Origin of the sequence: Nocardiopsis camelliae, assembly GCF_028993595.1 — a bacterium.
GTDB lineage: Bacteria > Actinomycetota > Actinomycetes > Streptosporangiales > Streptosporangiaceae > Nocardiopsis > Nocardiopsis dassonvillei.
Genome location: NZ_CP118614.1, coordinates 1,526,602 through 1,553,324, shown reverse-complemented (window position 1 = coordinate 1,553,324; position 26,723 = coordinate 1,526,602). Strand labels below are relative to the sequence as shown.

15 protein-coding genes are annotated in these 26,723 nt (G+C 65.7%); 4 read left to right on the top strand and 11 right to left on the bottom strand.

The annotated features are described in order from the left end of the window. Window positions 1–21 precede the first annotated feature (21 nt). Window positions 22–1,233: a helix-turn-helix domain-containing protein gene (locus PV789_RS06965; protein ID WP_274976653.1), complete on the bottom strand. Its 1,212-nt coding sequence runs from the start codon at window positions 1,231–1,233 to the stop codon at window positions 22–24. A 14-nt stretch (window positions 1,234–1,247) separates the two neighbouring features. Continuing rightward, complete coding sequence (locus PV789_RS06960) at window positions 1,248–1,754, bottom strand: flavoprotein (protein ID WP_274976652.1); 507 nt, start codon at window positions 1,752–1,754, stop codon at window positions 1,248–1,250. Window positions 1,755–2,211: 457 nt separating this feature from the next. Here PV789_RS06960 and PV789_RS06955 point away from each other — a divergent pair, with 457 nt between their 5' ends. After that, entirely contained in the window at window positions 2,212–7,140 is a 4,929-nt protein-coding gene (locus PV789_RS06955; RefSeq protein ID WP_368045819.1) for a DEAD/DEAH box helicase, read from the top strand. 427 nt (window positions 7,141–7,567) lie between these two features. On the opposite strand, the gene PV789_RS06950 is transcribed toward PV789_RS06955, so the two are convergent. From PV789_RS06950 to PV789_RS06935, 4 genes are read right to left on the bottom strand one after another with little or no spacing between them, the layout of a single operon-like run. After that, window positions 7,568–10,378 (bottom strand): pPIWI_RE module domain-containing protein, encoded by a 2,811-nt coding sequence (locus PV789_RS06950; RefSeq protein ID WP_274976651.1) that lies wholly within the window; start codon window positions 10,376–10,378, stop codon window positions 7,568–7,570. 34 nt (window positions 10,379–10,412) lie between these two features. Further along, complete coding sequence (locus tag PV789_RS06945; RefSeq protein WP_274976650.1) at window positions 10,413–13,844, bottom strand: pPIWI_RE_Z domain-containing protein; 3,432 nt, start codon at window positions 13,842–13,844, stop codon at window positions 10,413–10,415. Continuing rightward, window positions 13,837–14,934 carry a pPIWI_RE_Y domain-containing protein gene (locus PV789_RS06940; RefSeq protein ID WP_274976649.1) on the bottom strand — a complete coding sequence of 366 codons (1,098 nt, stop codon included), beginning with the start codon at window positions 14,932–14,934 and terminating at the stop codon, window positions 13,837–13,839. Before PV789_RS06940 ends, PV789_RS06945 begins: the two co-directional genes overlap by 8 nt. Beyond that, window positions 14,931–16,175 (bottom strand): PD-(D/E)XK nuclease family protein, encoded by a 1,245-nt coding sequence (locus PV789_RS06935; RefSeq protein WP_274976648.1) that lies wholly within the window; start codon window positions 16,173–16,175, stop codon window positions 14,931–14,933. The genes PV789_RS06940 and PV789_RS06935 overlap by 4 nt, the downstream gene beginning before the upstream one ends. Window positions 16,176–17,647: 1,472 nt before the next feature. On the opposite strand from PV789_RS06935, the gene PV789_RS06930 reads away from it, so the two are divergent. Then, on the top strand, window positions 17,648–18,769 hold the full coding sequence (locus PV789_RS06930) for an IS630 family transposase (protein ID WP_212642420.1): 1,122 nt from the start codon (window positions 17,648–17,650) through the stop codon (window positions 18,767–18,769). Window positions 18,770–18,884: 115 nt separating this feature from the next. After that, window positions 18,885–19,817: a HEAT repeat domain-containing protein gene (locus PV789_RS06925; RefSeq protein WP_274976647.1), complete on the top strand. Its 933-nt coding sequence runs from the start codon at window positions 18,885–18,887 to the stop codon at window positions 19,815–19,817. Between the two features lie 355 nt (window positions 19,818–20,172). On the opposite strand, the gene PV789_RS06920 is transcribed toward PV789_RS06925, so the two are convergent. Together PV789_RS06920 and PV789_RS06915 are read right to left on the bottom strand one after the other, a co-directional pair. After that, entirely contained in the window at window positions 20,173–21,474 is a 1,302-nt protein-coding gene (locus PV789_RS06920) for a DNRLRE domain-containing protein (protein ID WP_274976646.1), read from the bottom strand. Between the two features lie 376 nt (window positions 21,475–21,850). Then, window positions 21,851–22,579 (bottom strand): CPBP family intramembrane glutamic endopeptidase, encoded by a 729-nt coding sequence (locus PV789_RS06915; protein ID WP_274976645.1) that lies wholly within the window; start codon window positions 22,577–22,579, stop codon window positions 21,851–21,853. Window positions 22,580–22,919: 340 nt separating this feature from the next. On the opposite strand from PV789_RS06915, the gene PV789_RS06910 reads away from it, so the two are divergent. Beyond that, window positions 22,920–23,609: a GntR family transcriptional regulator gene (locus tag PV789_RS06910; RefSeq protein ID WP_274976644.1), complete on the top strand. Its 690-nt coding sequence runs from the start codon at window positions 22,920–22,922 to the stop codon at window positions 23,607–23,609. 3 nt (window positions 23,610–23,612) lie between these two features. On the opposite strand, the gene PV789_RS06905 is transcribed toward PV789_RS06910, so the two are convergent. From PV789_RS06905 to PV789_RS06895, 3 genes are read right to left on the bottom strand one after another with little or no spacing between them, the layout of a single operon-like run. Continuing rightward, the gene (locus tag PV789_RS06905; protein ID WP_274976643.1) at window positions 23,613–24,491 is read right to left on the bottom strand and encodes a carbohydrate ABC transporter permease; all 879 of its coding nucleotides are present in this window, start codon (window positions 24,489–24,491) and stop codon (window positions 23,613–23,615) included. Then, window positions 24,491–25,411 (bottom strand): carbohydrate ABC transporter permease, encoded by a 921-nt coding sequence (locus PV789_RS06900; RefSeq protein ID WP_274976642.1) that lies wholly within the window; start codon window positions 25,409–25,411, stop codon window positions 24,491–24,493. The genes PV789_RS06905 and PV789_RS06900 overlap by 1 nt, the downstream gene beginning before the upstream one ends. Window positions 25,412–25,414: 3 nt before the next feature. Continuing rightward, window positions 25,415–26,698, bottom strand: a complete 1,284-nt coding sequence (locus PV789_RS06895; RefSeq protein WP_274976641.1) for an ABC transporter substrate-binding protein — start codon at window positions 26,696–26,698, stop codon at window positions 25,415–25,417. Between the last annotated feature and the right edge of the window lie 25 nt (window positions 26,699–26,723).

Below are 26,723 nucleotides of genomic sequence, written 5' to 3'. Positions count from 1 at the left end.
CGCAGGAATCTGCGGGTCGGCTCAGATCACTCCGGCCCTGTGGGCCAAGGGGCGCAGCTCGGGGGTGGAGCGACGGTGTTCCCGGCGCAGCAGTTCAGTCAGGACACCAGCGGTCCCCGGGTGGTAGCGGACGAGCTCGGGGGCCAGGTGTTCGGCGTCCAGGAGGGTGTGGACCGCTGCGGCGTCTTGGCGGCGCTGTGTGTAGGCCCTGGCCAGGTCCAAACCGACTTGGGCGCGACGGCTGACCAGTCCGGCCGGGAGTGCGCTGACGTCCAGGTCCTCCCCCGCGTCCACGGCGGTACGTGCGTCACCGGTCGCTATGGCGGTGCTGATGGTGTGGATGGCGACGTTGGTCCTGCCGAAAGCCGTTCCGTGCAGGTTGCGGTCACCTCCGAGACGTTCGGCCGCACGATGGGCTTGGCGGAGCAAGCGCGGCACGGCTACCCGGTCGAACTCCGCGGCGGCGGCCGTGGCCGCCGCCAGATGCAGACCACCGTAGACGCTCAGTTCCTCGGGGGTGCCGGGACTCATTCGGCGTTCGAGCGCACCCGCCGCTCCCATCGCCAACTCCGCCGCCTCGAGTGGGCGTCCGCGTGAGATGAACACATACGCCATCCGATAAGCGGCCACGGCGGTCAACAGGGGCTGGTCGGCCCACGCGGCGGCTGACATGGCACGGTCGGCGGCCTGCCAGGCTAGGTCCTTCTCCCCCACTTTGCGCAGCAGAGCGGCCGTGGTGTTGTAGACCATGGCTCTGGCCGCGCACACCACAGGCCGATCGGGCGCAGGGCTGTGCGCGGCGGCCTCCGCGTCCCGGATCAGTCGGGGCAGGAGTCGTCCGACCGCGTCGTAACGGGCCGCCTGGTAGGCGGCATAGGCATGGTGCGCCTGGGCGAACAGCACATCCGGGTCGACCCGGAGTTCGGTGCCGGTCTCGGCGACGATGGTCTCCAACGTGGAGTAGCGCATCATGGCCCGCTCAATCTTGCGGGTGGCGTCGTAGCGCATATCGGTGACCGCCTCGGATTCGGTGCCGGTCAGTTCGGCGAAGTCCAGCCGGAGCACGCGCGACAGACGGTTCAGGACCTCGTGGGAGTCCGCCGTGAGGATTCCGCGTTCGACCTGGGAAAGCCAGGACTCCGAACGCCCAACGAGTCCGGCGAGCACACTCTGGGAGTAGCCGTGCCTGCGGCGGGCGCGTTTGATCGTCTGGCCTCGGGTGGCGGGGTCCACGCTGTGCCTTTCGGTCAGAGACTGTTCACGGTGTCGACGACGCGCTGCCAGGTGGGCATGCGGCGCTCATAGGGGGCGTCGGGGTCGTGCAGGAGGGTGACCGCCTCCATCGCGCGCAGGGTCTCCAGGGAGCGGGCGAAGGCGGGGTGGGAGGCGAGCTGGGGTTTGCAGTGGGGCACCACCACGGTGGGTACCCGGTAGCCGACCATCTCGCACAGCAGGGAGACGGCGAAGTTGTCGGCGATGCCCTGAGCGAACTTGTTGACCGTGTTGAAAGTCAACGGACACGCCAGGACGGCGTCGGCGGGGGGCAGGCTCTTACCCGTCCCCGGCCTACGGAAGTCAACGCGGACTGGTTCCCCGGTCAGTTCCTCCAACCGTTCCTGGTCGTGGAAGCGCACACCCGTGGGAGTGGAGAGGACCGTTACTCGCCAGTCCCGGTTCTGGAACGCCCGCACGAGTTCGGCGGCTCCTTCGGGGGCGGGGGCTCCGGACAGCACCAGGTAGAGGGTTCTCGACATGGCCAGAGTCTAGAACGCGCGCAGCGCAAGGATCGGAGGCCTGTGGACCTTCACCTCGTAGGTTGCCGCGCAGCGCGCACCGGCAGTCCAAGACCCCTGTGTCCAGTTCACCACTCCGCAGACGCTTTCTTCCGACGCGACCGTGTATCTATCTCAGCCAAGGAAGCTTACAGCCCTCCATTCCCAGCCCTTGCCATATCCGCGTCGTGCTCTCAAGCACCCCAGCAAATCGACATCATATGAACATCCAAACTATACGAGAACGATTACCACAGAATAGCCCATAGGTCACTACGGTGGCCACAATCGGCCACCATCCAACTGAGCACAAAACCGCAGCTCAGAGCCCTGGGACGAAAGTGCACAAAGCGGAATTCACATCTGCGACATGCTATGAAATTAACCTAACCTTGCGAACCGCCTCCCCCAAGGCACCGAGAAGCTGGGACCACCCCCCATGGCCAACAAGCTGCACGACATCGTTGATTCGATTCGCAAAAATTCGAACAGCAATCACCAGCGCGGGATCAGGTTCGAGAACCTCATGGTCTCCTATCTACGCTCTGACCCCCTCTATGCAAATCAATTCAGCAACGTCTGGCGCTGGTCGGAGTGGCCGGACGCTCCCAGCAAAAACGACGATGGAATTGACCTGGTTGCAGAGCTGTCCAGCGGCGGATACCAAGCAATCCAATGCAAGTTTCACGAACCCCATCGAACGCTACAGAAAAGTGACATAGATTCATTCTTTACCGCCTCAGGGAAGTCCCCCTTCACCAGCCGGATGATCATCTCCACCACTGACAAGTGGGGGTCAAATGCCGAAAAGGCCCTGAAGCAACAGCAGATACCTGTTGCGAGAATAGGATTGGACGACATTGCCAGCAGCCCCATTGATTGGGAACGTGTCTGGCCTGCGTCCGACGTGGAGATCGAGCTCGAACGAATACCGCCCAAGGAGCTGCTCCCCCACCAGGTAGAGGCAGTAGAGGCCGCCTTCGACGGTTTCACCGCGCACGACCGCGGACAGCTCATCATGGCCTGCGGTACAGGCAAGACCTTCACCTCCCTCAAGATCGCCGAACGTCTGGCCGCCGAACGCGCTCAGGAGGGCGAGAGCCCCACCCGGGTGCTGTTTCTGGTCCCGTCCATCTCCTTGCTGTCACAGACCTTGCGGGAGTGGTCCGCCCAGTGCCAAACCACTCTGCGCAGTTTCGCGGTGTGCTCCGACACCAAGGTCACCAAGAAGGCCGCCGAGACCGACTTCCAGGACCTGAGCGCGCACGACTTGGCCCTGCCTGCCACCACCGATGCGGCCACGCTCATCAAGCAGGTCAAGCGCACCGCGATTGTCAACGGCCTGCAGGTGGTCTTCTCCACCTACCAATCCATCGGGGCTGTGCACGAGGCGCAGAAGGCCGGGCTGGGCAGCTTTGATCTCGTCATCTGTGATGAGGCCCACCGCACCACCGGCGTCACCTTGGCCGGAGAGCGAGAGTCCCACTTCGTCAAGGTGCACGACAACGCCTACCTGCGCGCCGACAAGCGCCTGTACATGACGGCCACCCCGAAGGTGTTCGACGACCGGGTGGAGCAGGCCGCCAAGAACAAGGATGCGGTCCTGTGCTCGATGGCCGATGAGTCCCTCTTTGGGCCGGAGTTCCACCGTCTCGGCTTCGGCGAGGCCGTGGAGCGGGGTCTGCTCACCGACTACCGGGTGCTCATCCTCAACGTCGACGAGACCGCGCTGTCCTCCGCGTTGCAGTCCGGGATGGCCAACGAGGACGGCGAACTCAAGATCGACGACGCCGCCAAGATCGTCGGCTGCTGGAACGGCCTGTCCAAGCGGGCCGGGCGCACCCCGGAGGGTGAGGGCTTCAAGCCGGGTGAGGTCCCCATGCGGCGGGCGGTGGCCTTCGCCCGCAGCATCGACGAGTCCAAGCAGATCCGGGACAGGTTCCCCACAATCATCGACGGGGTCAACGCCGAGGGCGACGAGCGGGGCGAGCCGCGCCTGCGCTGCGAGGTCAGGCACGTCGACGGCACCTTCAACGCCCTGGAGCGCAACCGGGAGCTGGACTGGCTCAAGGCCGACCCGGGCGAGGACCACTGCCGCATCCTGACCAACGCCCGCTGCCTGTCGGAGGGCGTGGACGTCCCCGACCTGGACGCGGTGCTGTTCCTGCACCCGCGCAACTCGGTGGTGGACGTGGTGCAGTCGGTCGGGCGCGTGATGCGCAAGGCGGAGGGTAAGCAGTACGGCTACATCATCCTGCCGGTGGGCATCCCCACCACCCAGAAGCCCGAGAAGGCGCTGAGCGACAACAAGCGCTACAAGACCGTCTGGCAGGTGCTCCAGGCCCTGCGCTCCCACGACGACCGGTTCAACGCCACCGTCAACCAGATCGACTTCAACCGCAACAAGCCGCCGAATATCATGGTCGGCTCGGTCACCGCAGAGGACTTCGACGGAACCCGGAACGGCCTCGGTAGCCAGGGCCGGGGCGACGGTACCGGCGCGGACGGCGCCGGGGGCGCGGACGGCGGGAACGGCGCGGAGGGCGCCACCAGCGCCGACCAGGCCGTGCAGGAGATGATCGAGTACAACTGGGACCAGCTCCGCGAGATGGTCTACGCGCGGATCGTGACCAAGGTCGGTGAGCGCCACTACTGGGAGGACTGGGCCAGCGACATCGCCACGATCGCCGAGCGCCACGTCACCCGGATCACGACCGCGGTCGCCGACCCGGACTCGGACAAGGCGAAGGCCTTCGAGCAGTTCCTCGCCGAACTGCGCGCCAACCTCAACCCCGGGGTGTCGCGCGACGACGCCGTGGACATGCTCGCCCAGCACATGATCACCAAGCCGGTGTTCGACGCCCTGTTCGCCGACTACGAGTTCTCGACGAAGAACCCGGTGTCGCTGGCCATGGAAGGGATCCTCGACGCCTTGGAGGACCAGGCGATCGGCAACGAGGCCGAGACCCTGGAGGGCTTCTACGCGTCGGTGCGCAAGCGCGCCGAGGGCATCGACAACCACGAGGGTCGGCAGCGGGTCATCACCGAGCTCTACGAGCGGTTCTTCAAGACGGCGCTGCCCAAGACCGCCGAGGCGTTCGGGATCGTCTACACGCCGGTGGAGGTGGTGGACTTCATCCTGCGGGCCACCAACCAGGCGCTGTACAAGCACTTCGACAAGACGCTGTCGGGCGAGGGCGTGCACGTCATCGACCCGTTCACGGGGACGGGGACGTTCGTGGTGCGGCTGCTCCAGTCGGGGCTGATTAAGCCCGAGGACCTGCTGCGCAAGTACACCGAGGAGCTGCACGCCAACGAGATCGTGCTGTTGGCGTACTACATCGCCGCAGTGAACATCGAGGCCGCCTTCCACCAGCAGCACGGCGAGGTGGTCACGAAGCAGGGCGGGCCAAGCGGAGAGGGTGAGGAAGGCGCGGAAGCCGGGGGGTACACGCCCTTCGAGGGAATCGTGCTGACCGACACCTTCCAGCTGGCTGAGGACAACGACACCCTCGAAGCCGTCATGTTCGGCGACAACAACGAGCGTGCGCGCAAGCAGCAGAAGCAGGACATCCGGGTCGTCATCGGCAACCCGCCGTATTCGGCAAAACAGGGTAGCCAGAACGACAACAACAAGAATCAGAAGTACCGGGTTCTGGATAACCGGGTCACTGACACCTACGCGGCCAAGTCCACTGCGCAGAACAAGAACTGGTTGTACGACTCCTACATCCGCGCGATCCGGTGGGCCTCGGACCGAATCAAGGACGAGGGCATCGTCTGCTTCGTGTCCAACGGTAGTTACATCGACAGCAACACCGCCGACGGACTAAGAAAGAGCCTGGCCGACGAGTTCAACACCATCTACTGCTTCAACCTACGTGGCAATCAATATGGAGCTGGTGAACACTCACGCAGAGAAGGCGGCAAGGTCTTCGGCTCTGGTAGCCGGAACACCGTCGCGATCCTGTTGCTGGTCAAGGACCCCAGGAGCAGCGGGCCGTGTCGCCTGCTGTACAAGGACATCGGCGACTACCTGACCCGCGAGCAGAAGCTCAGGATCGTAGCCGAGAGCGACCTGGACACGATCGACTGGCAGGAGATCATTCCGAACGAGAACGGCGACTGGATCAACCAGCGCGATCCCCGGTTCGCGAAGCTCAGGGCGATCGGTGACCGGGACACCGGTAAGGGTGTTTTCGCGGCGTACTCACGTGGGATGGCCTCCGGGCGGGACGCGTGGGTGTACAACCACGATGAAGTCAAACTTCAGCACAACGTCGAACGAATGGTCGATTTCTATAACGACCAGGTCGATGCATTCCAGAACCATTGTAGGTCAGTCGGAATCATCGACCCCACCCCCAAAGACGTTGATTCGTTCATCGACTACGATCCGGCAAAGATCAGCTGGAACACCGCTGACAAGAGCAGGATAAAGAAGAAAGAAAGGTATCGATTCGAAGGCAAATCCATCGCCACGGGTACATATCGCCCCTTCAACAAGCAATCAGTCTACTTCAACAGCAAACTCAACGAGCGCACATACCAACTACCCTCCATGTTCTCCTCAGCTGATGACCAGAACTTCGGTTTCTATACAACCGCACCTAGCGCTCGCTCACCATTCTCACTACTAGCTGTAGACGAGATCCCTGATCTCAACTACTGGGGAGAAGGCGGCCAGTTCTTCTCTCGATACACCTACTGTGAGACCGGCAACGGCGACGACCTGTTCAGTGCCGTCGAAGACCCGCGAGTCGACAACATCACCGACGTTGCCCTCGCCGACTACCGGAAGACCTACGGCCCCGAGGTCACCAAGGACGACATCTTCTACTACGTCTACGGTCTCCTCCACTCCCCTGACTACCGCAACCAGTTCGCGGCGGACCTGAAGAAGTCCCTGCCCCACATTCCCAAGGTCTCGGGCTTCCAGGCCTTCGCCGACGCGGGGCGCAAGCTCGCCAAGCTGCACATCGGCTACGAGAGGGTGAAGCCGTACCCGCTGGAGGAGAAGGTCATCGGGCCCGCCCCGACCCCGCCCGATGAGCTGTACCGCGTGCAGAAGATGAAGTTCAAGAGCAAGGATGATCGTTCCGCGATCGTCTACAACAGTCGAGTCACTGTCAGCGGTGTTCCCGAGCGGGCCTACCGTTACCAGCTGGGAGCCCGCTCAGCCATCGAGTGGATTATCGACCGGTACCAGGTCAAAACCGACAAGGCCAGCGGGATCATCAACGACCCCAATGATTGGTCCGAAGACCCCCGGTACATCATCGACCTGCTGGAGCGCATCGTCACGGTGAGCCTGGAGACGGTGAACATCGTAGAGGCGCTTCCCCGTATGGACATCTTGAACCGTTAGTGCTGTGACAACCTGTCATCGCAGCACTGATTACCGTGCTGCTGTGGTGCACCCGTGAGGGTGAACCAGATGGGCCGGAGGTGTGCACCCGGAGGGTGCACACCTCCCAGCGGAACGCGGGGTAACGCGGCGCAACCAAGCAACCACCTCCCCCACTACCTGCGACTTTTCGCATTTCCGCAGGTCAGAACGCTCCCCCACCACAGTTCATATCCCGTCACTCACTCCGAGGGAACAAAGCTCTGACCTGGGGAAACGTGGACTGCACTGGAGCCGATTCAGCTCCGGGGGCGCACCGGTAACACAGCAGTGAGAGCTTCACCGTCGGGATCTTCCTCAACTCTCCCCAAGCTCATCTCCCTCTATTAGCCTCATGTGGGGGTCACCTCCCATCTGAAGCCAGAAGGAAGCACCCCCACATCACTCGTCAGAAGAGGGTCATCTGCCCTGTCTCACCATCCTCCAGTACCTCGTCCTCCTCCGTCTCCTCGTAAGGGATGGCGTACTCGTTGGCTTTGCTCGCCAGGTGGAGCAGGACTGGGAGTGCAAGGTGCTCCCGGTAGTCATCGCCGTCTCGCTGCTCGTGTACGAAGCGGGCCCATGCCACCGGGTCGTCGTCAGGGAGGAGCCCAGCTAGGGTGAGCTGCATCAACTGGGGGGTTCGAGCTTCAGCCGAAGGGACGTGCAGATCCCGCACCTTCGGTATCCCGCTTTCGGTGAACTCGCCCGTTTCGATCGTGTGGGATGTCAGTTTGGCGACTCCCTTGTGCGTCTGAGCTGTGCTGGGTTTCCGGCCCGTGCTGTAGAAAACCCTGCCGCTGGTATCGTCTTCAGTCCGCCATAGCCCTTCGGTGAAACCCGCGTCCTTGCCCTCGGCAGGTGCCCACCACTGCGGTACCTCGGCCCGCTCGGATGAGGCCACTCGGATCACACGCATCCGCCTTCCGAGCCCAGGCAGACGCTGTTCTGGCCCGTGCCCCAACTTGATCCGGTCCTGGAGAAGCCCGGCATTGCCCAACCACGGCCACCGGTGCCGGGCGTTCTGCGCGTGCAGAAGGACCAGTGTGTCCGTGAACTTGTACGGTTGGAGTGTGGTTCGCACAAAGGAGGCGACGGCGGCAGTCTGATCCTGCTCAGTGCGTGGCGACTCGATCTGCCCGGTCAGGTCGCACAACAGATCCCGGTAGGACACCCAGCCCTGGGTCTCAGGACTGCACCCCATGATCTGCCCCTTGCCTCGGCTGAGCAGGGCGATGGGGGTGAATTGGGAGAAACTGCTCTTACCCGCGACGTTGCGACGCACCATCCAGAACGCGATCTGTGTGAGGTTCACCGGAACGGCCCCGCCCTCGGCAGCACGCGGCACGAACGTGGCCCCGAGCTGACGCAATCCGTCACTCCATGCCGACTCGATGCGGTGCCGCGCGTTCTCCTCCTGCACTTCCGGGGGGTCCTGCGGGTCGTAGGGCTTGGCGAACTGACTCACGATCCGGGCCCGAGCGGCCCCCGCCCGAATGGCGCCCTTGGGGTCCTGGGTGGGACCAAAGATTCGCTTACCCGTGGAGGTCTTCACCCCATCCAGCTCCACATAGGCCACCTGAGCGTCCACCCCACTCTTGGCGAGGATCCCCTGCACGGTGTCCTTCACCAGATTACGGCGCTTGGCGGCCTCCTCCTCGAACTCATTCCCCCGCTTCGGTGCCGCGGTCCCGCCGAGGGGTCCCGTGATCTCGCCGGCCAGGCGAGCGGTGAGACGAACCGTCAGGTCAGGTGCCCGCCAGACCCATGTCTCCGGTCCCCGATCGACTCGATGGTCAGTAAGGTCCAGAGAGTCTTCCGCAGCCTGGATCATCTGATCGCGGATCCCCGAGTTCTGATACAGGACCATAGCCGAAAGGTCCGCGCCCTTAAGGACCTCAGCCAGGTGGGCCCTGCGTCGCTGGGCGTTGCGGCTCTCGATCCGGCGGTTCTCCTCCGCCAGCACCGCCTTCTTCGCCTCGGTACCGGTCACCTTCTTGGTCTTCTTCAGGACCCGGTCGATGACGACCGTCCCCTTGGGCGGCTTCGCCCTCACCAACGCGGGAGCAGCCACAAACTCCGGTTCTAGGGCAGCGGCCACCCATTCCATGAGACGTCGGCGTTCTTCGGGCATGATGCCGGAGCCGACCCTGTGCGTGCCCATGGTCGTGTGGTGAGTCAAGGCGAACTGTGGCCCCTGCCCCACTGTCAGCCACTGTGTTCCCTCCTTGGCCAGACTCTCCGGGTCTGGGAACTTGTCCGTGATCGCGAGCTTCTTCAGCATGTCCATCGGTCCGCCCATCCGCCACTCCGGGCGTTCAGTACGCGGATCCCACTGAAGGTAGGCGACCGCAAGCCGGTCGGGAGTAGGCGCCTCGGGCAGCAGAGTGGCGTCTGCCCTCAGGTAGGCACTAGCACCAGTGGTGCCTTGAAGGTTGGCCTTACCACTGGTCCAGCGCCGGATCCCGGTCTCCACATGCAGGCGGGGCACCGTGGAGAAGGGTTCGGTACGTAGGTAGAAACGCAGGTAGCCGGAGTAGTACCAGGGCTTGCCTGTGTGGTCGCGGCCCTTAGGCGTATAGCTAAGGACATCAGAGAGGAGTTCGGCTTCTTCGTAGCCCGCGGCACGATGCCAATGGACCTCCTCACCCGCGAACCGGTACGGATCCGAGGCGACGACGCGAGACGCGGCGTACTCGGGCAGGAGCCGGTACAGGGATGAATCGGGGAGCAGGGTTCCGCCCTCCGACACCGTGCCGCGAAGTAGTTCAATAGGTGTTCGGTTCCAGGTCAGTGTGGCTGGGTCCATCGTCCGCAGGGTGGTGAGCATGGGACGGAACGACTCTGCAACAGCCTGTTTCGTCCCCTTCTCCTTGGGGGCCATGTCCTCCAGCCAAGCACTGATGTACTTCATCAGGGCTTGGGGGGAGAATTCCTTCTCCGAGTACAGCCACGGCTGGTCAGTGTTGGTCGGTGCCCATCGCCCGACGGACACCAGGCCCGGGGCGACGGCACGCAGCAGATGGTTGAGACGCGTGATGGGCACGCTCTGATGTTCGAGGACCTTGCTGCGTCCCTTTTCAGAGCGCGTCTGAGCGTAGAAGTCCAGTACAGCTTGGCGCCAATGTTCGGGGAAGGTGAGAGTGTGCAGCTTGGTGGACAGGGTGTCGAGCCCGTCGGCGGGGACGAACGCGGCGGTGTGGATTTCCTGGTAGGCCATAGGCCTGAGGGCTCCTTCGCGTAATGGCGGTTTGTTAGTCCAGGTCTTCGAGGGCCCGGTATAGGGGTCCGTAGAGCGCTTCGACCAGTGAGCGGTCGATGGGGGCCGTCGACGGGTCGTCGGTGATGTAGGGACGCAGAACTTCCCGCATGGCGACAAGCAGGCCCGTCTTGGGGGTATCGATCAGGTTGCGGGCCTCCTGCGGGTAAAAGGCAGAGTCGACGAACACCGCGCGAGCGGGGACGCCGCCGCGCACAAGGCGGCCGATGACCTGCCAGATGACCACGAGTTGATCCCAGGTAAAGGCGACCTTCTCCGTGCTATTGAGACTGGTCCAAGACATCCGCCGGGTGAGAAGCCTGGTCCACTCTCTGCGGGCCCTGGCGCGGAAGTGCCGCCCCGCCAAATCCGGGGTTCCAGCCGCTTTGGCCCTTTGACGGAACTCAGGATCCAGGCCGCGGATCTGGCGGACCGCCCAGTCATGGATGGTCTGGACGGCGAGGGAGATATCGTCGGGGCGGGGGTGTGGGCGGACCAGAAAGTACACCGTGCCGATCGCGGCTCGGCCGTCGGGCTGGACGATGTTGTGGCCGCGTTCGACCGACAGCAGTGGTGCGATGAGAACCTGGCCGTCTTGGCGGGGGAAGTCGGCGACGTCGCCTCGCCGCAACGTCATGGTGGTGTCGTCAAGGTCGGCGTCGTCGGAGACGAGCCGTACGACGCGACCACGCCACTCAGATTTACGGTTGAGATGTTCCCATGCCTTCGTGGCCTGGTCGTAGCTGCCGACCAGTAGGAGGACTCGTTTGCGTCCCTCGGGCAGGTTCTCCAGTTCCTGTTCCAGGAGACTCGGGATTTCCGGGATCTCAGGGTCGCCGACGGCGAGCCGGTTGAGCATTTGCTCAAGGGTCTTGTCCCGTTGCTGTGGGGAAGGGTTGCCAGACAACCGGAGCGGCTCTGTTGTACCCGGCCAGGTCAGGATGAGCTTTTCGAACTCGGTTTGCTCGATGGCAGCGACTTCGTCCCGGTGGGGACGCAGCACGGCATGGACGGGAACGTGAAGGTGGTACCGGGTGGACTGCCCTGCCCAGCTCGTACCCGACATCAGAAGGACGTTAGGGCCCGGCCGGCCGTCCACCTCCGGCAGGTGGGGAAGTGCGGTAAGGAGTTCGCGTCCGACACCACCGCAGCGGAAGAACCGCAGCTCTCCGCTACGACTGCCGCCTTCCTGGACGCGTTCGTCCTGTTTGAACTGGAAGCCGAGGACGTTGCCCATGGGGGATTCGGGGATGACTGGGTCGTAGTCGCGTGAGGGTCTGCGGGAGAGGACGTTGGAAGTGCCCTGGAGATTCAGTGCCGCTTCGACTCGGGGCCACAGGGTGGTCATCGTGTTGAGCCGGTGGTGCAGGACCGCAAGCATGAGGGTGAACTCGAACAGGACGGCGTAGGTGTCGATGTTCGTAGTGGCCTCGTTGTCTTCTCCCAACAGTCCGATGAGCAGCTGCTTCAGTCGGGGACGTGCGGTCGTGGACCGCTCTGAGGTCAACAGCTCTAGAGCCAGGTAGACGAGTCTGTTGACCCAAGGTGTGATGGTGTCGTCGTCTCCCGTGGACTCGTGTTCCTCCAGCGGAGCGTCCCGGAAGCGATTGAGGATTCTCTCTACATGTTCCATCGCAGCAGCACGCGCCGGATCAGGTGGTGTCTCCAGCTGGGCGCGAGCGACATCGGGGAACCAGCTCCCGATGAGCAGCTCGTGCAATGTGAGGGCACTGAAGTAGTCCTGGGCGATCCATTCACGCAGTTCGGGGTTCCGGACCAGGAGTGAGTAGCACCGGTTGGTGGCTTTGCTGGCGGTCTCCGAAGCGCTCGTCCAATCGTCCACGTCGCGTTTGGTCAGGTGCAAGCGACCGTTCTGGCCTGCGAGCTCGGACACGCGCCGATGATCGACCTCATCCAGCCAGGAGTTCGTCGGGCTGCCGATCAGGGTGGCCGAGGGCGCGAACGCGTCGTCCAGACGCAGTTGGACTTGGTCGGCCTCGTCCACGATCATAAGGTCGCTGCGACGGCAGGTGAGCTCGGCGTAACGCAGGCGTTCGCTGCCGACCTGTACGGGAACCCCGCTGTGCACCAGTCCGGCAGCGGTGGTGACCCACACCGAAGAGGTGACGAGCTCACGTGAGGAATGGTGGCGGGGGCAAGCCTTCCACAGCGGACAGGTGTGCGGCTTCGGGGCCTTCTCTTCGTCGTCCTCGTCCACGGCTTCCATCAGGGTGAGCGGATCCATGTCCGCCTCCGCTTGGCCGCTGCCGATGGGAAACAGGCCCTGGCAGGGTGCTTGCCCGATCTCCAACGGGGAGGTGGCGTCGAGACCACGCAAGGCGTCCACCGGGCAGGCACTGCTCAGGTGGGTGAAGGCGGGGTCGTCGTGGTCCAAGAGCGACCCTGCCCCGGTACTGGCGATCCGGCGGTGCTGTCGGTGCAGGTGCTTGCCTCGAGTGGTCGCACCGAGCACAGGCGCTGTGGCCACCCCCAGTCGGGTGAAGCGGTCGACAGTACGCAGTGTTTCAGCGACGTCGGGGACGACGATAGTAACGTGCAGCCCGCGTTCGGTTACGGCCCAAAAGGTAAGGATGTCGCGCAGGGTGGACTTGCCCGCACCGACCATGCCTACGAGGTGGCACAGACCTTCGATGGTGAAGATGTCCTGTTCCCCCTGCTCCCGGAAGCGGCCCTCGGTCTCGTCGCGTAGGAGAAGTTCCACCCTTTTCAGGCGTGCGACCCACTGGCCGGGCTTACTGAAGGGGTCGAGGGCTTCCAACTCGTCCATGCGCTGGGCGGCATTCTTGAGCTGAGCGAGTGTCACCCGGATGGGCTCGCCCTTACCCGGAGGAAGAGCGTCCAGGTCATGGACCGGGATCCCTTCGCCCGAGTTGATCTGGTGCAAAAGGTCTTCGTCGAAGGTGACCGCGTGGCGGGATTCACCGGTGCTGAACCGGTAGGACCCAGCGCCCGCCACGGGGAGCCTGCGGCGGCTGAAGGGGACAGGCGTGGTCAGGACCCGTTCGAATTCAGCGAACCTCTTCGGCGCCCACGACACATCCTTGCGTCGGGGCGGGCTGTCCGCTGACTCGATCTCAAATCCCCGCAGCTCGATGGGGAGCCGTTGGTAGTCCTCGAGGGCGCGCATCCACTCGTGGGGGCGGGTGTGCTCCGTCAGGTAGTAGCGGGCTCGACGGATCCGCATCCGGTCGGCGTCGGTCAGATGGGGGGCGAAGACGTCGCTGTAGGGGTATCCGCCCAAGAGCGTCCAGGTGTCGGCGGCGGCATAGCCGTCCACCGTCGTTGTAACTAGGTATAGGCCCAGTTCGACGTCGAGCGCCTCAGCCCGGCTGAGCGGCGCCCGGTCCGGCCACTTGGGGTGAAGCTGGAAAGACAGGCTGTGGCGCCACTGTGTACGGTCACGCATGTGCGTTGATCTCCTCTTTGGCCAACGTGAGCAACGCGGTGTCGCTGAGCAGCTCAACGCGACCCTTCATGGCGTCGTCCAGATGGTGGTCGAAGACCCGCGCATAGTCCTCCCGGTCCTTGAATCGGTAGGCGGGAACCACCAGGAAGGCGCTGTCATGTGGCGGTCGTGTGGGGAAGGCGCGTGTTCCCCGACCGAGGAGGGCGGGGTTCGCTCGGTCCTTGACGTCGATGGCCCAAATCGGCCCGTGGGGGAAGGTGACGCGCAGGTCGTAGGCATCGAAGTCGGGCCACATCTGCACGCCCAGTCCGAGATCGTGCAGCGACTGTTCCAGGTCGGTCTCGGCTAGTCCTGGTCCTGTAATGAAAGTGCGCAGAGGGCGCTCAACTTGGAACACGCCCGTGCGCTCTGCTGCGTCGATGGGTTCTCCCGGCCGCACCGGCCCGCTCCGCGAACAGCGGTCGAGTTCGCAGAACCAGCCGCCGTCCTCTTTGGGGACCAGGAGCAGTCCGCAGCGTGCGCAGGGCACGTAGGTGCCCTTATGCAAGTGGCGGGGGTTCACCGGTTGCCAGGACTTGCGGATCTCGTCCTCCAAGAAGCTGAGGAGGAAGTCCGCGATCAGTGCACTGCGTTTGTGCCCTGTTAGCACCGGTGTGGTGATGACGGAGCGGCGGAAGAGTTCGTAGGACTCTGGCGATTCCCTGGCCCGAGTGAGGTCGAGGACGTTGTGCATGATCTCGTTCTCGAACAGTTCTCCGGCCGCGTCCTTGGCGGAGACAGCCCACTCGAGGCACTGCTGAGTGGGTGTCCGGGTCTGGGGGTCGAGCAGAATCGTCTCAGGCAGAACGAATGCGTCGATCTGAATTGGCCACTGCCCCAGCGGGGTGCTCGCCGCCCATCGGACGAGGTCGGGAACGCTGTTCGGTGGCGGCGTTCCAGCACGCATGCACTCGAGGACTACGTGGTTGTAGGCCCTTTGGACGGTGCCGTCGTAGACGGGGTCTCGGGGTTCGCGTACGCGTGACATCCGGATGAGCGCGGTGGCGACCAGTCGGAGCAGACGCTCACCGGTGAAAAAGTGGTCAGTCAAGCGGTGTCCTCCGCGTGGTCGGGGCACCAGCGGGCCACAGGGCAGGTGGCGCACGCAGTGCCGGGGCGTGTGGGAAAGGCCTGCTCTTGGTGCCAGGCCATGGCGAGGTCGCTGAGGACCTCTCGGGCACGGTCGACCTCGGCGGGGTCCGCTGGGTCGAGGGAGAACACGTCGCAGCCGTCGCTGGTGAGGATTTCCAGCTCCACAAGGCTGTCCTCGGGCGTGTTGTTCAGGGCCTTCTGAGCGAGCAGGACGACGGCGAGAGCTAGCTGGGGGAAGCTGCGGAACAGGTTGTCGTGGCGGAGTCGTGCGCTGTGCAGGGTCTTGGTCTCACGCCAGATCAGGACTCCGTCCACGCTGTAGAGAAGGTCAGGTTTCGCTTGGATGACCGTGTTCGCTTCGGTGTCGAGAAAGGCCAGAGGAGGTTCGGGTTCGGCGTGGATGACGTCGGCGAGCATGGGGCAGATCTGTGCGTGGTGACCGATCATGTGCCTGCCCAACCGAGCTTGCTCCTCGTCCAGGTCGTAACCAGTCTGCTTCCACCAGTCATCAGGAATGTCCTCGACGGTGCAGGGCGAACTGTCCACGATGGCGTGCCGGGCCTCCAGCCAGGCGTGGACCGCGTGGCCGCGACGGTTGGCCGAGGTGTACTCCTGCTCTTTGGGAAGCCGCAGATCCCTGAGGTGTGCCTGAGCCGGGCATCGGGAGATGTAGCGCAGAGTGGATGCTGATACGTGTCGGGGGCGGCCCCCGAGTGGTGGGACATGCAGCACCCCGGAAGTTCTCCGGAGGTCCGTGCACACGTGGAGCCGCTTACACGCAGCGCAGTCCGCCCCGGGTGTGGGTGTGACCGTGTTGACGACTTCACGAACCCGTTCCTGCGCATGGGACTGGTAGAGGGCGTGCGCCTCCTCCGGGGTCCCGTCGAAGAGGTCGTCACGGGAGCCGTCGAGCAAGCCGATCTCAGCTATGCGCACACTTACCACTGGCGCGTTGGGACGGATGACATGAAACGGCTCACGCCACTCTTTACCCTGCGGTTTGGGGGCAAGCGAGCCGTATGCGGTGACGAGTGCGGCCAGTGCCGTCTCGGCCTCGCTGCGCCGTGCCCGGTCAGCCTTACCCATACGCAGGAAACGGAACTCACGCACAGATCCGTCGGGACTTTCGTACAAGCGCCCCCAGTGGAAGGCCTCCCACAGCGTCCCGGTGTCCTTGTCCCCTTCGTACTTGCTGAGCACCCAGTGGCCGCGGACCGGGCACAGGTACCGGTCCTGGAGTGTCCTTGTGTGAGGTCGATACGAGGCGACAGCGTGTGCGGTAAATCGGGCCAGCCCCGTGTGCCGTTCCATCTGCTTGATGAGGTAACGCCTGTGGTGTCCTTGGTCGCGGGGACCGAACTCGATCAGGTCGATACCGTCCTGGACGGGCCCCAGAGCGAAGTCCTCGCCGCGGTTGCCGCCCCGGGGGAAGACGATGTCCGGGACGAGGGCAGGCCTAGCTTTGAAAGCTCGAGCAGCGGAGCAAGAACCAGGCGCCTTCGTCAAGTAGGAGGGGCTAACTCGGATGTGCGCGGGATCTCCACGCAGGCCTGAAAGGATAGATGATTCAGACAAGAGGGACTCCAGGAACATTAGGCGCATACGCAACAAGCAGCCCAAGCACAACGCCAGAATCACGTGGTTATGCCACATGATGCCTGCTCAGCACCGGTTTTCTATGACATACCACATATCAAGATCGCTTGTAGTGCTCTTTCGGAATCTACAAACCTGTCCGGATTGAGGCGAGACGGACGTAGCTCGGCACTGGGAGTCTGCTCACAGGTCACGCACACGAGGGTGCCCGATGCCACTGACATTCTGACCACCAAGACGAAGACCAAGGACAGTGCCTCATCGATGCACCAACTCGTAAAGAGGAACATGCCCACTGCCCAGGGCATCGGGCGACTCCACCAGCACGCTCTTCGCGACCTCGATGTCGGCCGACCTACCCCAAGACGACCGGTACTGGAACACCTCGTTACCCAACGGTCGCCGTGCATCGCACAAAGCGAACAAACAGGACCATGCGCCTTAGTCGAACTCTTGATCTATTTCGACACATTGGCATTCGTTCGCCGCGGTGCACCCGCGAGGGTGCACCACAACGGCCACAGGCGTGCACCCGGAGGGTGCACACCTCCCAGCCGAACGCGGGGCAACCTGACACAACCTAGCGCCCACCTCCCCCACTACCTGCGACTTCTCGTATTTCCGCAGGTCAGGGCACTCCCCACCACAGTTCAAGTCCCGTCACTCACCCCAGAGGCTTAAGCCCCTGACCAGCGCAAACGCGCAACGGTCAGGGGCTTTCGCGTTGCCAGGGGTGCACCGGCGGGTGCACGGGGGTAAAGGTTCGCTCCGCGAGTGTGCACCACCCATCCCGTCACTCATTCCCGGATAGGGCCCATCCAGGCGCACAGAAACCACTGCGCCCGCTCGTAAGGGCCGGGCCTACCCCAGGCTCGCCAACGCAGCCGGGTTCCACGCAGCCCAGAGGACCGGCGATAGCGCAGAGCGCTACTGTGCCGGAAGGGAACCAGGACGGGAAGAGAACATGGACGACGAAGCGCCCTGTGGCCCTAGTGCTGTGGCCGGGAAGGTTCGCCCGGGTCAGTGATCGATGCCAGGGTTGACCGCAACACCAGCAGTCAACCCTGGGAGCCGCGGTGTCCGCACCCCTCAAAGCCCGCAGACTCACCAACCCCGAGGGCCAAAAACTCCAACGCATCGTCCGCCGGGGCAGCACCAACACCGTCCGCTACCGGCGAGCGATGATCATCCTGGCCTCGGCCAGCGGCAACACCGCCCCCGTCATCGCCCGCCTGGTCGCCGCTGATGAGAAGACCGTGCGCGAGGTCATCCACGCCTTCAACACCCAAGGGCTGAGCTGCCTGGACCCTAAATGGGCGGGAGGCCGTCCCCGCCTACTCACCCCCGACGAGGAAGACCTCGTCCTGAAGACGGCCACCACCCGCCCGACCAAGCTCGGCCAGCCCTTCACCCGCTGGTCGCTGCGCAAACTCGCCGCCCACCTGGCCCACCGGCCCGGACCGGGCCTGCGCATGGGCCGCGAGACCCTGCGAACGCTCCTGCACCGGCATGGCATCACCTTCCAACGCACCACGACCTGGAAGGACTCGCCCGACCCCGAGGCCGATGCCAAACTCGACCGCATCGAGCACGTCATGGAGCACTTCGCCGACCGGGTCTTCGCCTTCGACGAGTTCGGACCGCTGGGCATCCGGCCCACCGCCGGGACGGGCTGGGCCCGCAAGAGCCGCCCGCACCGCCTTCCGGCCACCTACCGGCGCACCCATGGCGTCACCTACTTCCACGGCTGCTACTCGGTGGGAGACGACACCCTGTGGGGCATCAACCACCGGCGCAAGGGCGCAGCCAACACACTCACCGCGCTCAAGACGATCCGGGCCGCCCGCCCGGACGGCGCCCCCATCTACGTGATCATGGACAACCTGTCCGCACACAAGGGCCCCACGATCCGCTCCTGGGCCCAGCGCAACAAGGTCGAGTTGTGCTTCACCCCCACCTACGCCTCCTGGGCCAACCCGATCGAGGCGCACTTCGGGCCGCTGCGCCAGTTCACCATCGCCAACTCCCACCACCCCAACCACACGGTGCAAACGCGGGCGCTGCACGCCTATCTACGGTGGCGCAACGCCAACGCCCGCGACCCGGACGTGCTCGCGGCCCAGCGCCGTGAACGCGCCCGGGTACGCAGCGAGAAGGGTGTTCGTTGGGGAGGCCGACCGCTACCCGTAGCGGCGTGAGGGCACCCGGGCGAACCTTCCCGGCCACGGCACTAGGCACAGCAATAACCTCGCCGACCTGGACCGCGAGTTCGGAGCTGGAACCGAGCGTGACGTCCGCGTGTTGGTGACGCGGGTGCACCGCGAACTGGCGTCGCGCGCGGAGTACGCAAAAGTCCCCTGGGGACTCTTCCACCATGCCAGCGGCCGGGCCGACGACGTCGCCGAGCTGCTGACGCAGATCCGCTCCGGTAATCCCCGTGCCGCCGCGCAGGCGCTCTCCTCCCTACACCACGGTGTGCGCCACCAGGGCGACACCTACGCTCCCGCAGCCCTGGCCGTACCGTTCCTGCTCCGCATCGCCGCTGATCCCTCTTCGCACCACCGCGCGGAAGTACTACAGCTGGCAGCCGAATCCGGTCGGCGCAACCACCACGGCGACGGGTCAAGAACCGGATTACTCCAGACCGCCTATCCACCGGGATACTGGTTGTTCGACTCCTCCGGTTACCCGATGCACTGGTCGATTCAGGCCTCCCGGGAAGCTCTCACCGCAGAAGTACGGATCGTCCTTGAACTCCTCGACGATCCTGATACCGCTGTACGTTGCTCTGCCTGCTACGCCCTCGCGGCGGTCACCGGCGAGGTCGAACGGACCCTGGCCGCCTTGCACAGCCGACTGAAGGTCGAGAAAGTGCCCGAGGTGCGGGTCAGCCTGGTCCTGGCCATCGCACAACTGGCTCACGAGCACCACACAAGCTGGAACGTCATCACCTGGACCCGTGAACTGTGGTCGTCCTCGGACCAGTCCGCCGAGACACGACTGGGCGCGGCGATCGCGTGGCTGTGCCTGACGGAGGACCCGATGCCCGATCGGCTTCTCTCGGTCCTGGCTCAGCTGCTCACGTCGGTGGTGGTCAACACCATGTCCCGGGTGCCGTGGATGCGGTACGTCGACACCGACAACACCGGGATCCACCGCTGCCTGGTCCAGATGCTCGGCGCGCATGCGCGGCAGGTGCTCGGCGAGAACACGCGGGATCTGCGGGATCACGATCCGTGGGCGTGAATACGGCCGCCGCCCGATACCGCGTTATTTCCGGCTCTAAAAAATATGTAAGGGCTCGTCTGGTGCTCCGCGCCGAAGTCATTCGGAGTTCTTCGCTGATCCCCTTCGTTTCGGCCGGATCGAACGGCGGCCCGGTGGCCTCCCGGGTGGTGCCCATGCACACAGGAGGTTCCGGGCCGCTGCGGCTTCCGGCGGCGGAGCCCCCTGCCGGGCCCTGCCGTGGACGCGTCCGGTATCGGGGACGAGCACCTCTCTCACCGGCACGGAACCGTGCCCTCGCCGCAGACGGCCACCGTGCCCTGTGGCCGGTGCGGCGGTGGCGTGGCTCCGTGGCCGCTTCCGAGCTCCGCCCACCTCACGCGGCGCTCCGGGAGCGGCCAGCCCGACCCCCTCGGGCTGCCGCCGGTGCGTCCTCGCACCCAACTGGATGACGCACCGGGAAAGGCGGGTGCCGTCGTCCGTCAACCGGTTCCTCATTCATGATCGGTGGACCGAAACAGTCTCCGACCGGAACGGCGTCCGGTGGCCCCCGGACCCTGGGCGGCGTGTCCCCGTCCCGTCTCCGGTGGCCGTCCGCGGCGGTGGGGCGGCCGGTCCGTCTCCCCCGCCGGGGACGGATCCGCTCACCCCCGCCCGGCAGGCGGTCAGCGGAGACAAGGTCCGGAACGCGGTTGTCGTGGTCCACTCGGGCCCCGGGAGCGGTGACGCCGAAGAGGTCGGGGCCCTCGGCGAACCGGGTCGGCGCGGGGTCCGGGGGGCCCTCCCCACGGACGGCGGCGCGCCCGCCGTGCGCCCCGTCGTCGGCCGCGCCCTCCTCGGGGGCGCTCCGCAGGGCGTTCGGGTCGGCGGTCGCGTCCGGGGACAGCGGCGTACTGTGGTCGACCACCAGCACCGGCGGGTGCTCCTCGACGTCGAAGCGGCGCCAGGCCGTGGTCCCGGACTCGTCGCGTTCGCCGAGCCGGAGGTGGATGTGGGGTTCTCCGGCGTCCACGGCCCGCTGGTAGGCCTCGGTCAGGTCGAACTCCACGCCGCCGGGCACGGGGCAGGCGGACCGCCCGCCCCTGATCCCCCGGGTGTCGAGCAGGGCGCGTGCCCGCGGCTGGTCGTTCCAGGTGGCCCCCTCGTCGAAGGGGTCGACCCGGTGCAGCTGCACGAAGGAGTCGCTGCCGCAGTCGTAGGACCACGCCACCTCGGTGCGCAGCACCGCGGAGTCGACGACGGCCCCGGGGCCGGACGCGACGGGGAACCGGAACAGGGCCCGGCGGGTGTAGTTCCGGTCCCATTCGAGGCGTCCGGTGCCCACGCTCGCGGTTTCGGCTCCGTCGTGGGCCCGGTCGGGGAAGGCGCGGTCCACGTAGGTCCACGAGGAGCTCTCGACCTCGGTCCACTCGCCGTGGGGGCGCGCCGGGGCGGAAGGACCGTCGGTGGCGGACGCGGCCCCGGGTCCGGCCGGGCCGCTGGTCCCCTCCGTCTCCGGGTCGCTCCCGCGCGGTCCACCGCTCCGCTCCCCCGAGGCACCGTGTCCTCCGGGGACGGCGGAGCCGTCGGCGGTGGCGGGGACGCCCTCGTCAGCTGTGGCGGGAGCGGCCGCCCCCAGCACGAGCACCAGGGCGTAAGCCGCACAGACCGCCGTCGCACGGGTCAGGGAACGACGCATTGCGGGTGGTGCCTACACATTCCAGCTATGACCGAAAAAGAATTCAGGAGAAACGTTCACATCCCGCTTCAGCCACGAGGAATTTACCAAATTCCCCTAGCACCCCACAAACCTCAGGGATATAAACGCTGACCAAAACCCTGGTTATCACCTGAAGAAATAACGGCACCGCGCAAACCCGGTCCACCCGAAAAGAAGCACGCGAACACGCGGGCATCCTTTATTCGACAGCCAGGAAAAACCATTCACGTCAGACCGGAAACCGGCTACCGCTGGGCGCACACCGGCGGCGGCCTCGCCGTGGAGCCCACCCTGCTGGTGGGCTCCACGGCGAGGCTGCCAGGGGAGTCCCCCGCGTCCGTCGCCGGACGGGTTCTCAGACCATGAGGGCCATGACGGCGGGGGCGACCACCGAGTAGCTGTTGTTGACCACGTGGACCACGACACCGGGCCAGACGGACCTGGTCCGGTGGAGCAGCACGGCGGCGATGACACCGGCGACGAAGGCCACCGGCAGGAGGTAGTTGATCCCGTGCGCCAGCGCGAAGACCGCGGAGCTGACCAGCACCGCCACCCACTGCCCGTACCGGCTCAGGGCGTTGGCGAGCACCCCTCGGAAGAAGAACTCCTCTCCGATGGGCGTCAGGACCCCGCCGAGGAGCAGAGCGGCGGCGAAGAAGACCAGGCCGCCCGCGGCGGCGGCCTGGTAGGAGGCCTGGGTGTCCTGGGCGCCGGAGTAGAGGAAGATCGCCGTGGTACTGGCGATGTTGAGCACGATCATGAGGATCCCTGCCCCGAACGCCACGGCCAGCCACTTGGCGGAGACCCGCCGCAGACCGAACGGACCGAGGCCGCGGACGCGCACGAGCACCGCCGCGGCGAAGCCCCCGAGCGGGGCGAGCCCGGAGATCGCGTACTGGGCGAGGCCGCCGAGCTCCGCGCTCTCGGCGGGGATCTGGAGGAACAGCAGAATTCCGACGGCGTAGAGCACGAGGGCGACGACCGTACCGACGACGATCTCGGGCCAGCCGACCCGGCGCCTCCCGCCCTGTGCGTCGGGGGCCGTGGGCTGCTGGCCGGGGTGTGCTTCAGCGTTGGTGGACATGTTTCCTTCCTGCGTTCGGTTGTCGGGGCGTACCAGTACCCGGCTGCGGAAGGTGTAGGCATTCCCCTGGTGACCCGCCGTGCGGCCGTGCGGGGAAGACGGGATCCGCCGCTCCCGCGCGAACGCGGCTGCCGGCGGGCGCCTCCGTGCCACACGGGCACCCGCGCCCCCTCGCGCCCTCCCCTCCCGGCGCGCGGGGCCCCGCGGGGGCCGCTTTCCCGACCGTGCCACTGTGCGGGCGGTCACAGAGTGAACACGTTTGACGCTCTCATCAGGACTTACCAGTGCACTGGTAAGACAGATGTATATGTCAGCGGCGCGGCTGTGGCACGATGAAGACGTGAACCGACAGGCCAACTTCACCCTCGCCCCCTCGTCCCTGACCGACGCGCTCTACCAGTCGCTGCGCGCTCGCATCGTCAACGGGGAGATCGCGGCTGGCGAGAAGCTCACCGAGCACCGGATCGCCAGCGAGTACGACGTCGCGCGCCCCACAGCCAAGGCGTGCCTGGAGCGGCTCACCGCCCTCGGCCTCCTGCGCCGGTCGGCCCACAAGACGGCGGTGGTCCCCGACTTCCACGCCGACGAGATCCGCGACCTCTTCTTCAGCCGGGGCACGGTGGAGAGCGCGGCGGTCACCGTCCTGGCGGCCGAGGGGGCGGTCCCGAGGGAGGCCACGGAGGCGCAGGCGCTGATCGAGGCCGCGGCCAGGGACGGCGACTTCGAGCGCCAGGTGGAGGCCGACATCGCCTTCCACACCGCGCTGGTCTCCGGTGCGGGCAGCGAGCGCCTGAGCAGGATGCACGAGCTGATCATGGGCGAGGTGCACCTGACCATGGGCCGCTTCCAGGCGCACCGGTCCACGCAGGGCAGCACCGTGGCCCACGAGCACGCGACGATCCTGGAAAGCATCAGGGCGCAGGACCCCGAGGCGGCGCGCCTGAGGCTGGCCGAGCACCTCGACCACGCGCGCGGCCGCCTCCTGTCCCTGCTGGAGGCGGGGACCCGGGAGGCGGCCGGAGCCGAGTAGGGCTCACTTGAGTCCGCTGGTGACCATCCCGCGGATCAGGTAGCGCTGCGCGAAGACGAAGAACAGGATGACCGGCAGCAGGGATATCAGGGACATCGCGAACAGCATCCCGATGCCCTGCTGGCTCTCCGAGCTGACCATGGAGCTCAGCGCGACCGGAACGGTGTACATGTCCGTCGACGTCAGGTAGATCAGCGGCGTGAAGAAGTCGTTCCACGTCCAGATGAACGTGAAGATCGTCGTGGTCACCAGGGCGGGGCGCATCAGCGGCAGGATCACGTGCCAGAAGATCCGGAAGTGCCCCGCCCCGTCGATCTCGGCGGCGCGGTCGAGGTCGCGCGGAATGCCCCTGATGAACTGCACCATGAGGAAGACGAAGAACGCGTCGGTCGCCAGCAGCTTGGGGATCAGCAGCGGCAGGTAGGTGTCCACCCATCCCAGCTGGGCGAAGAAGATGTACTGCGGGATGATGAGCACGTGCATCGGCAGCATCACCGTGACGAGGGTGATCCCGAAGAAGAGGCGCCGGGCCCTGAACTCCAGCCGGGCCAGCGCGTAGGCGGCCAGTGAGCAGGAGACGAGGTTGCCCAGGATCGAGCCCACGGTCACCACGAGGGAGTTGACGAAGAACACCGAGAAGGGCTGGTTGAGGGCGTGCCAGCCCTCCCGGAAGTTCTCGAAGGTGACCTCGGTGGGCACCAGGCCCGGCTCGGTCAGGATCAGGTGCGCGGGTTTGAAGGCGCTGACGACCATCCAGACCAGCGGGTAGACCATCACGACCAGGAACAGCAGCAGTGCGCCGTGCTTGAGGATCGCGGTCCGCGGTCGGCGGCGGCGCTGCCGCGGACCGCTGGTGCCCGCGACCGTGGGGGCTTCGGTCATCAGTCGTCTCCGTAGAAGACCCAGTACTTGGACAGGAAGAAGTGGACCGCGGTCACGGCGCCGATCACCAGCAGCAGGACCCAGGCCAGCGCGGAGGCGTAGCCCATATCGAAGGACCTGAACCCCTGCTGGTACACGTAGAGCGTGTAGAAGAGGGTGGAGTCGACGGGTCCCCCGGTGCCGCCGCTGATGACGTGCGCCTGCGTGAAGGTCTGGAAGGCGCCGATGGTCTGCAGGATGAGGTTGAAGAAGATGATCGGCGTCAGCATCGGGACGGTGATGTGCCGGAACTGCCGCAGGCGTGAGGCGCCGTCCACGCGCGCCGCCTCGTAGTACTCCTCGGGGATCTGCCGGAGGCCGGCCAGGAAGATCACCATCGGCGACCCGAAGGTCCACACGTTGAGCACGATCAGGGTGGACAGGGCCGTGGACGGGTTCTGGAGCCAGCTCTGCCCCTCGATGCCCAGCAGGCCGAGGAAGTCGTTGACCAGGCCGTTGTGCCCGAACACCTCGCGCCACAGGATGGCGACCGCGACGCTCGCGCCCAGCAGCGAGGGCAGGTAGAAGGCGCCCCGGTAGAACGAGAGGCCGCGCAGCCCCCGGTCGAGCATGACGGCCAGCAGGAGGGCGAACATCAGCTGGAGCGGCACCGAGACGACCACGTACCGGAGGGTGACCGAGGAGGCCGCCCAGAAGCGTTCGTCGCCGAGCATGCGCTCGAAGTTGGCCAGTCCGGTGAAGGCCGGTGTGCTGAGGATGTTGTAGTCGGTGAAGGCGAGGTAGAGCGAGGCGCCCAGCGGGATGGCCGTCACCAGGCCCAGGCCCAGCAGCCAGGGCGAGAGGAACACGTAGGCGGCGCGGCCCTGCCGCCGCCGCGAGGACGGCGCGGCGGGGCGTCGGGTTCTCGTGGAGGGGGGCACGCCCTACGCCCCCCGGTCGATGCCGGACTGGATCTCGGCGATGAGTTCCTCGGTCACCTGCGCGACCCCGGCGTTGCCCAGGGCGACGTTCTCCGAGGCCCGTGACATGGCCTCGCGCCAGGTCCCCGTCCCGGGCGGGGCCTCGTAGCGGGGGCGCTGCGGCTCGGCGCGGTCCGCCTCCACCACGGCCAGCATCTCCTTCTCGTCTTCGGAGGCGAAGTCGTAGGCCTCGGTGAGGAGGCGGGGGTTGGGCGGCGCGCCCATGGTGAGGCCGACGGTGCGCAGGAACTCGATGTTGTTGACGTTGAAGTCGATGAGCTTGCCCGCCGCCTCGACGTTCGCGTCGTCGATGCCCTGGTAGACGGCCAGCCGGGGGTAGTAGAGGAAGCGGTGTCCGTCGGCCGCGTCCGCGCCCACCGGCACGGACCGCAGGCGGTACTTCCAGTCGGGGAACATGGCGGCTTCGTCGATGATGTGGTTGGAGCTGCCGAAGTTGAGCAGGACCAGGTCGCCGACCGCGGAGAAGTCGGGCTGCATGCCCTCCTGCTCGCCCAGGCTCAGGACCGCCCCCTCGTCGAGGAGGACGCGCCACCACTCGAACCACTCGCCGAGGGCCTCCTCGTCGAAGCCGATGCCCCCGTCCTCGGTCCACAGGTCCTGGCCGCGCTGGCGCAGCCACGCCTCGAAGGCCATGTCCTGGTCGGGTGTGTAGGTCGCGCCCCGGCGCCCCTGCGCGTTGTTGGCGCTGTAGTCGATGAGGAACTCCGCGAGGTCGTCCCAGGTCCAGTCCTCCACGGGCATCTGCGCGCCCTCCTCTTCGAGGAAGGTCTCGTTGTGGCGGACCACGGGGACGAAGACCCCGTGCGGCATGCTGAGGAGCTCACCGCCCAGGGAGAAGGACTCGATGTCCTCGGCGCTGTAGTCGGAGAGGTCGAGGGTGGGGATGTCGTCGAGCCTGCGGTACAGCCCGTTCGCCTTGTAGGTCAGGACCTGGGGTGAGGCGATCCAGAAGACGTCGGCGACGTTGCGGGCCGCCATCTGCGTGGTCATGCGCTCCTGGAAGGCGGTGTACTCGGCGAACTCCGGCTCGACCGTGATGTCGGGGTTGGCCTCCTGGAACGCCTCCAGGGCCTCGGTGTAGTTCTGCTGGCGGACGGTGTTGCCCCACCAGGCGTACCGGAGGCCGTTCCCCGAGCCGCTGCCGCCACAGCCGGACAGGAGCAGGGAGGCCCCCACCGCGCCCATGCCGGTCAACGCGAGAAATGCGCGCCGATCGAAATCTCTCATCACGTTCCCTTCGCTGCGGGGGAGG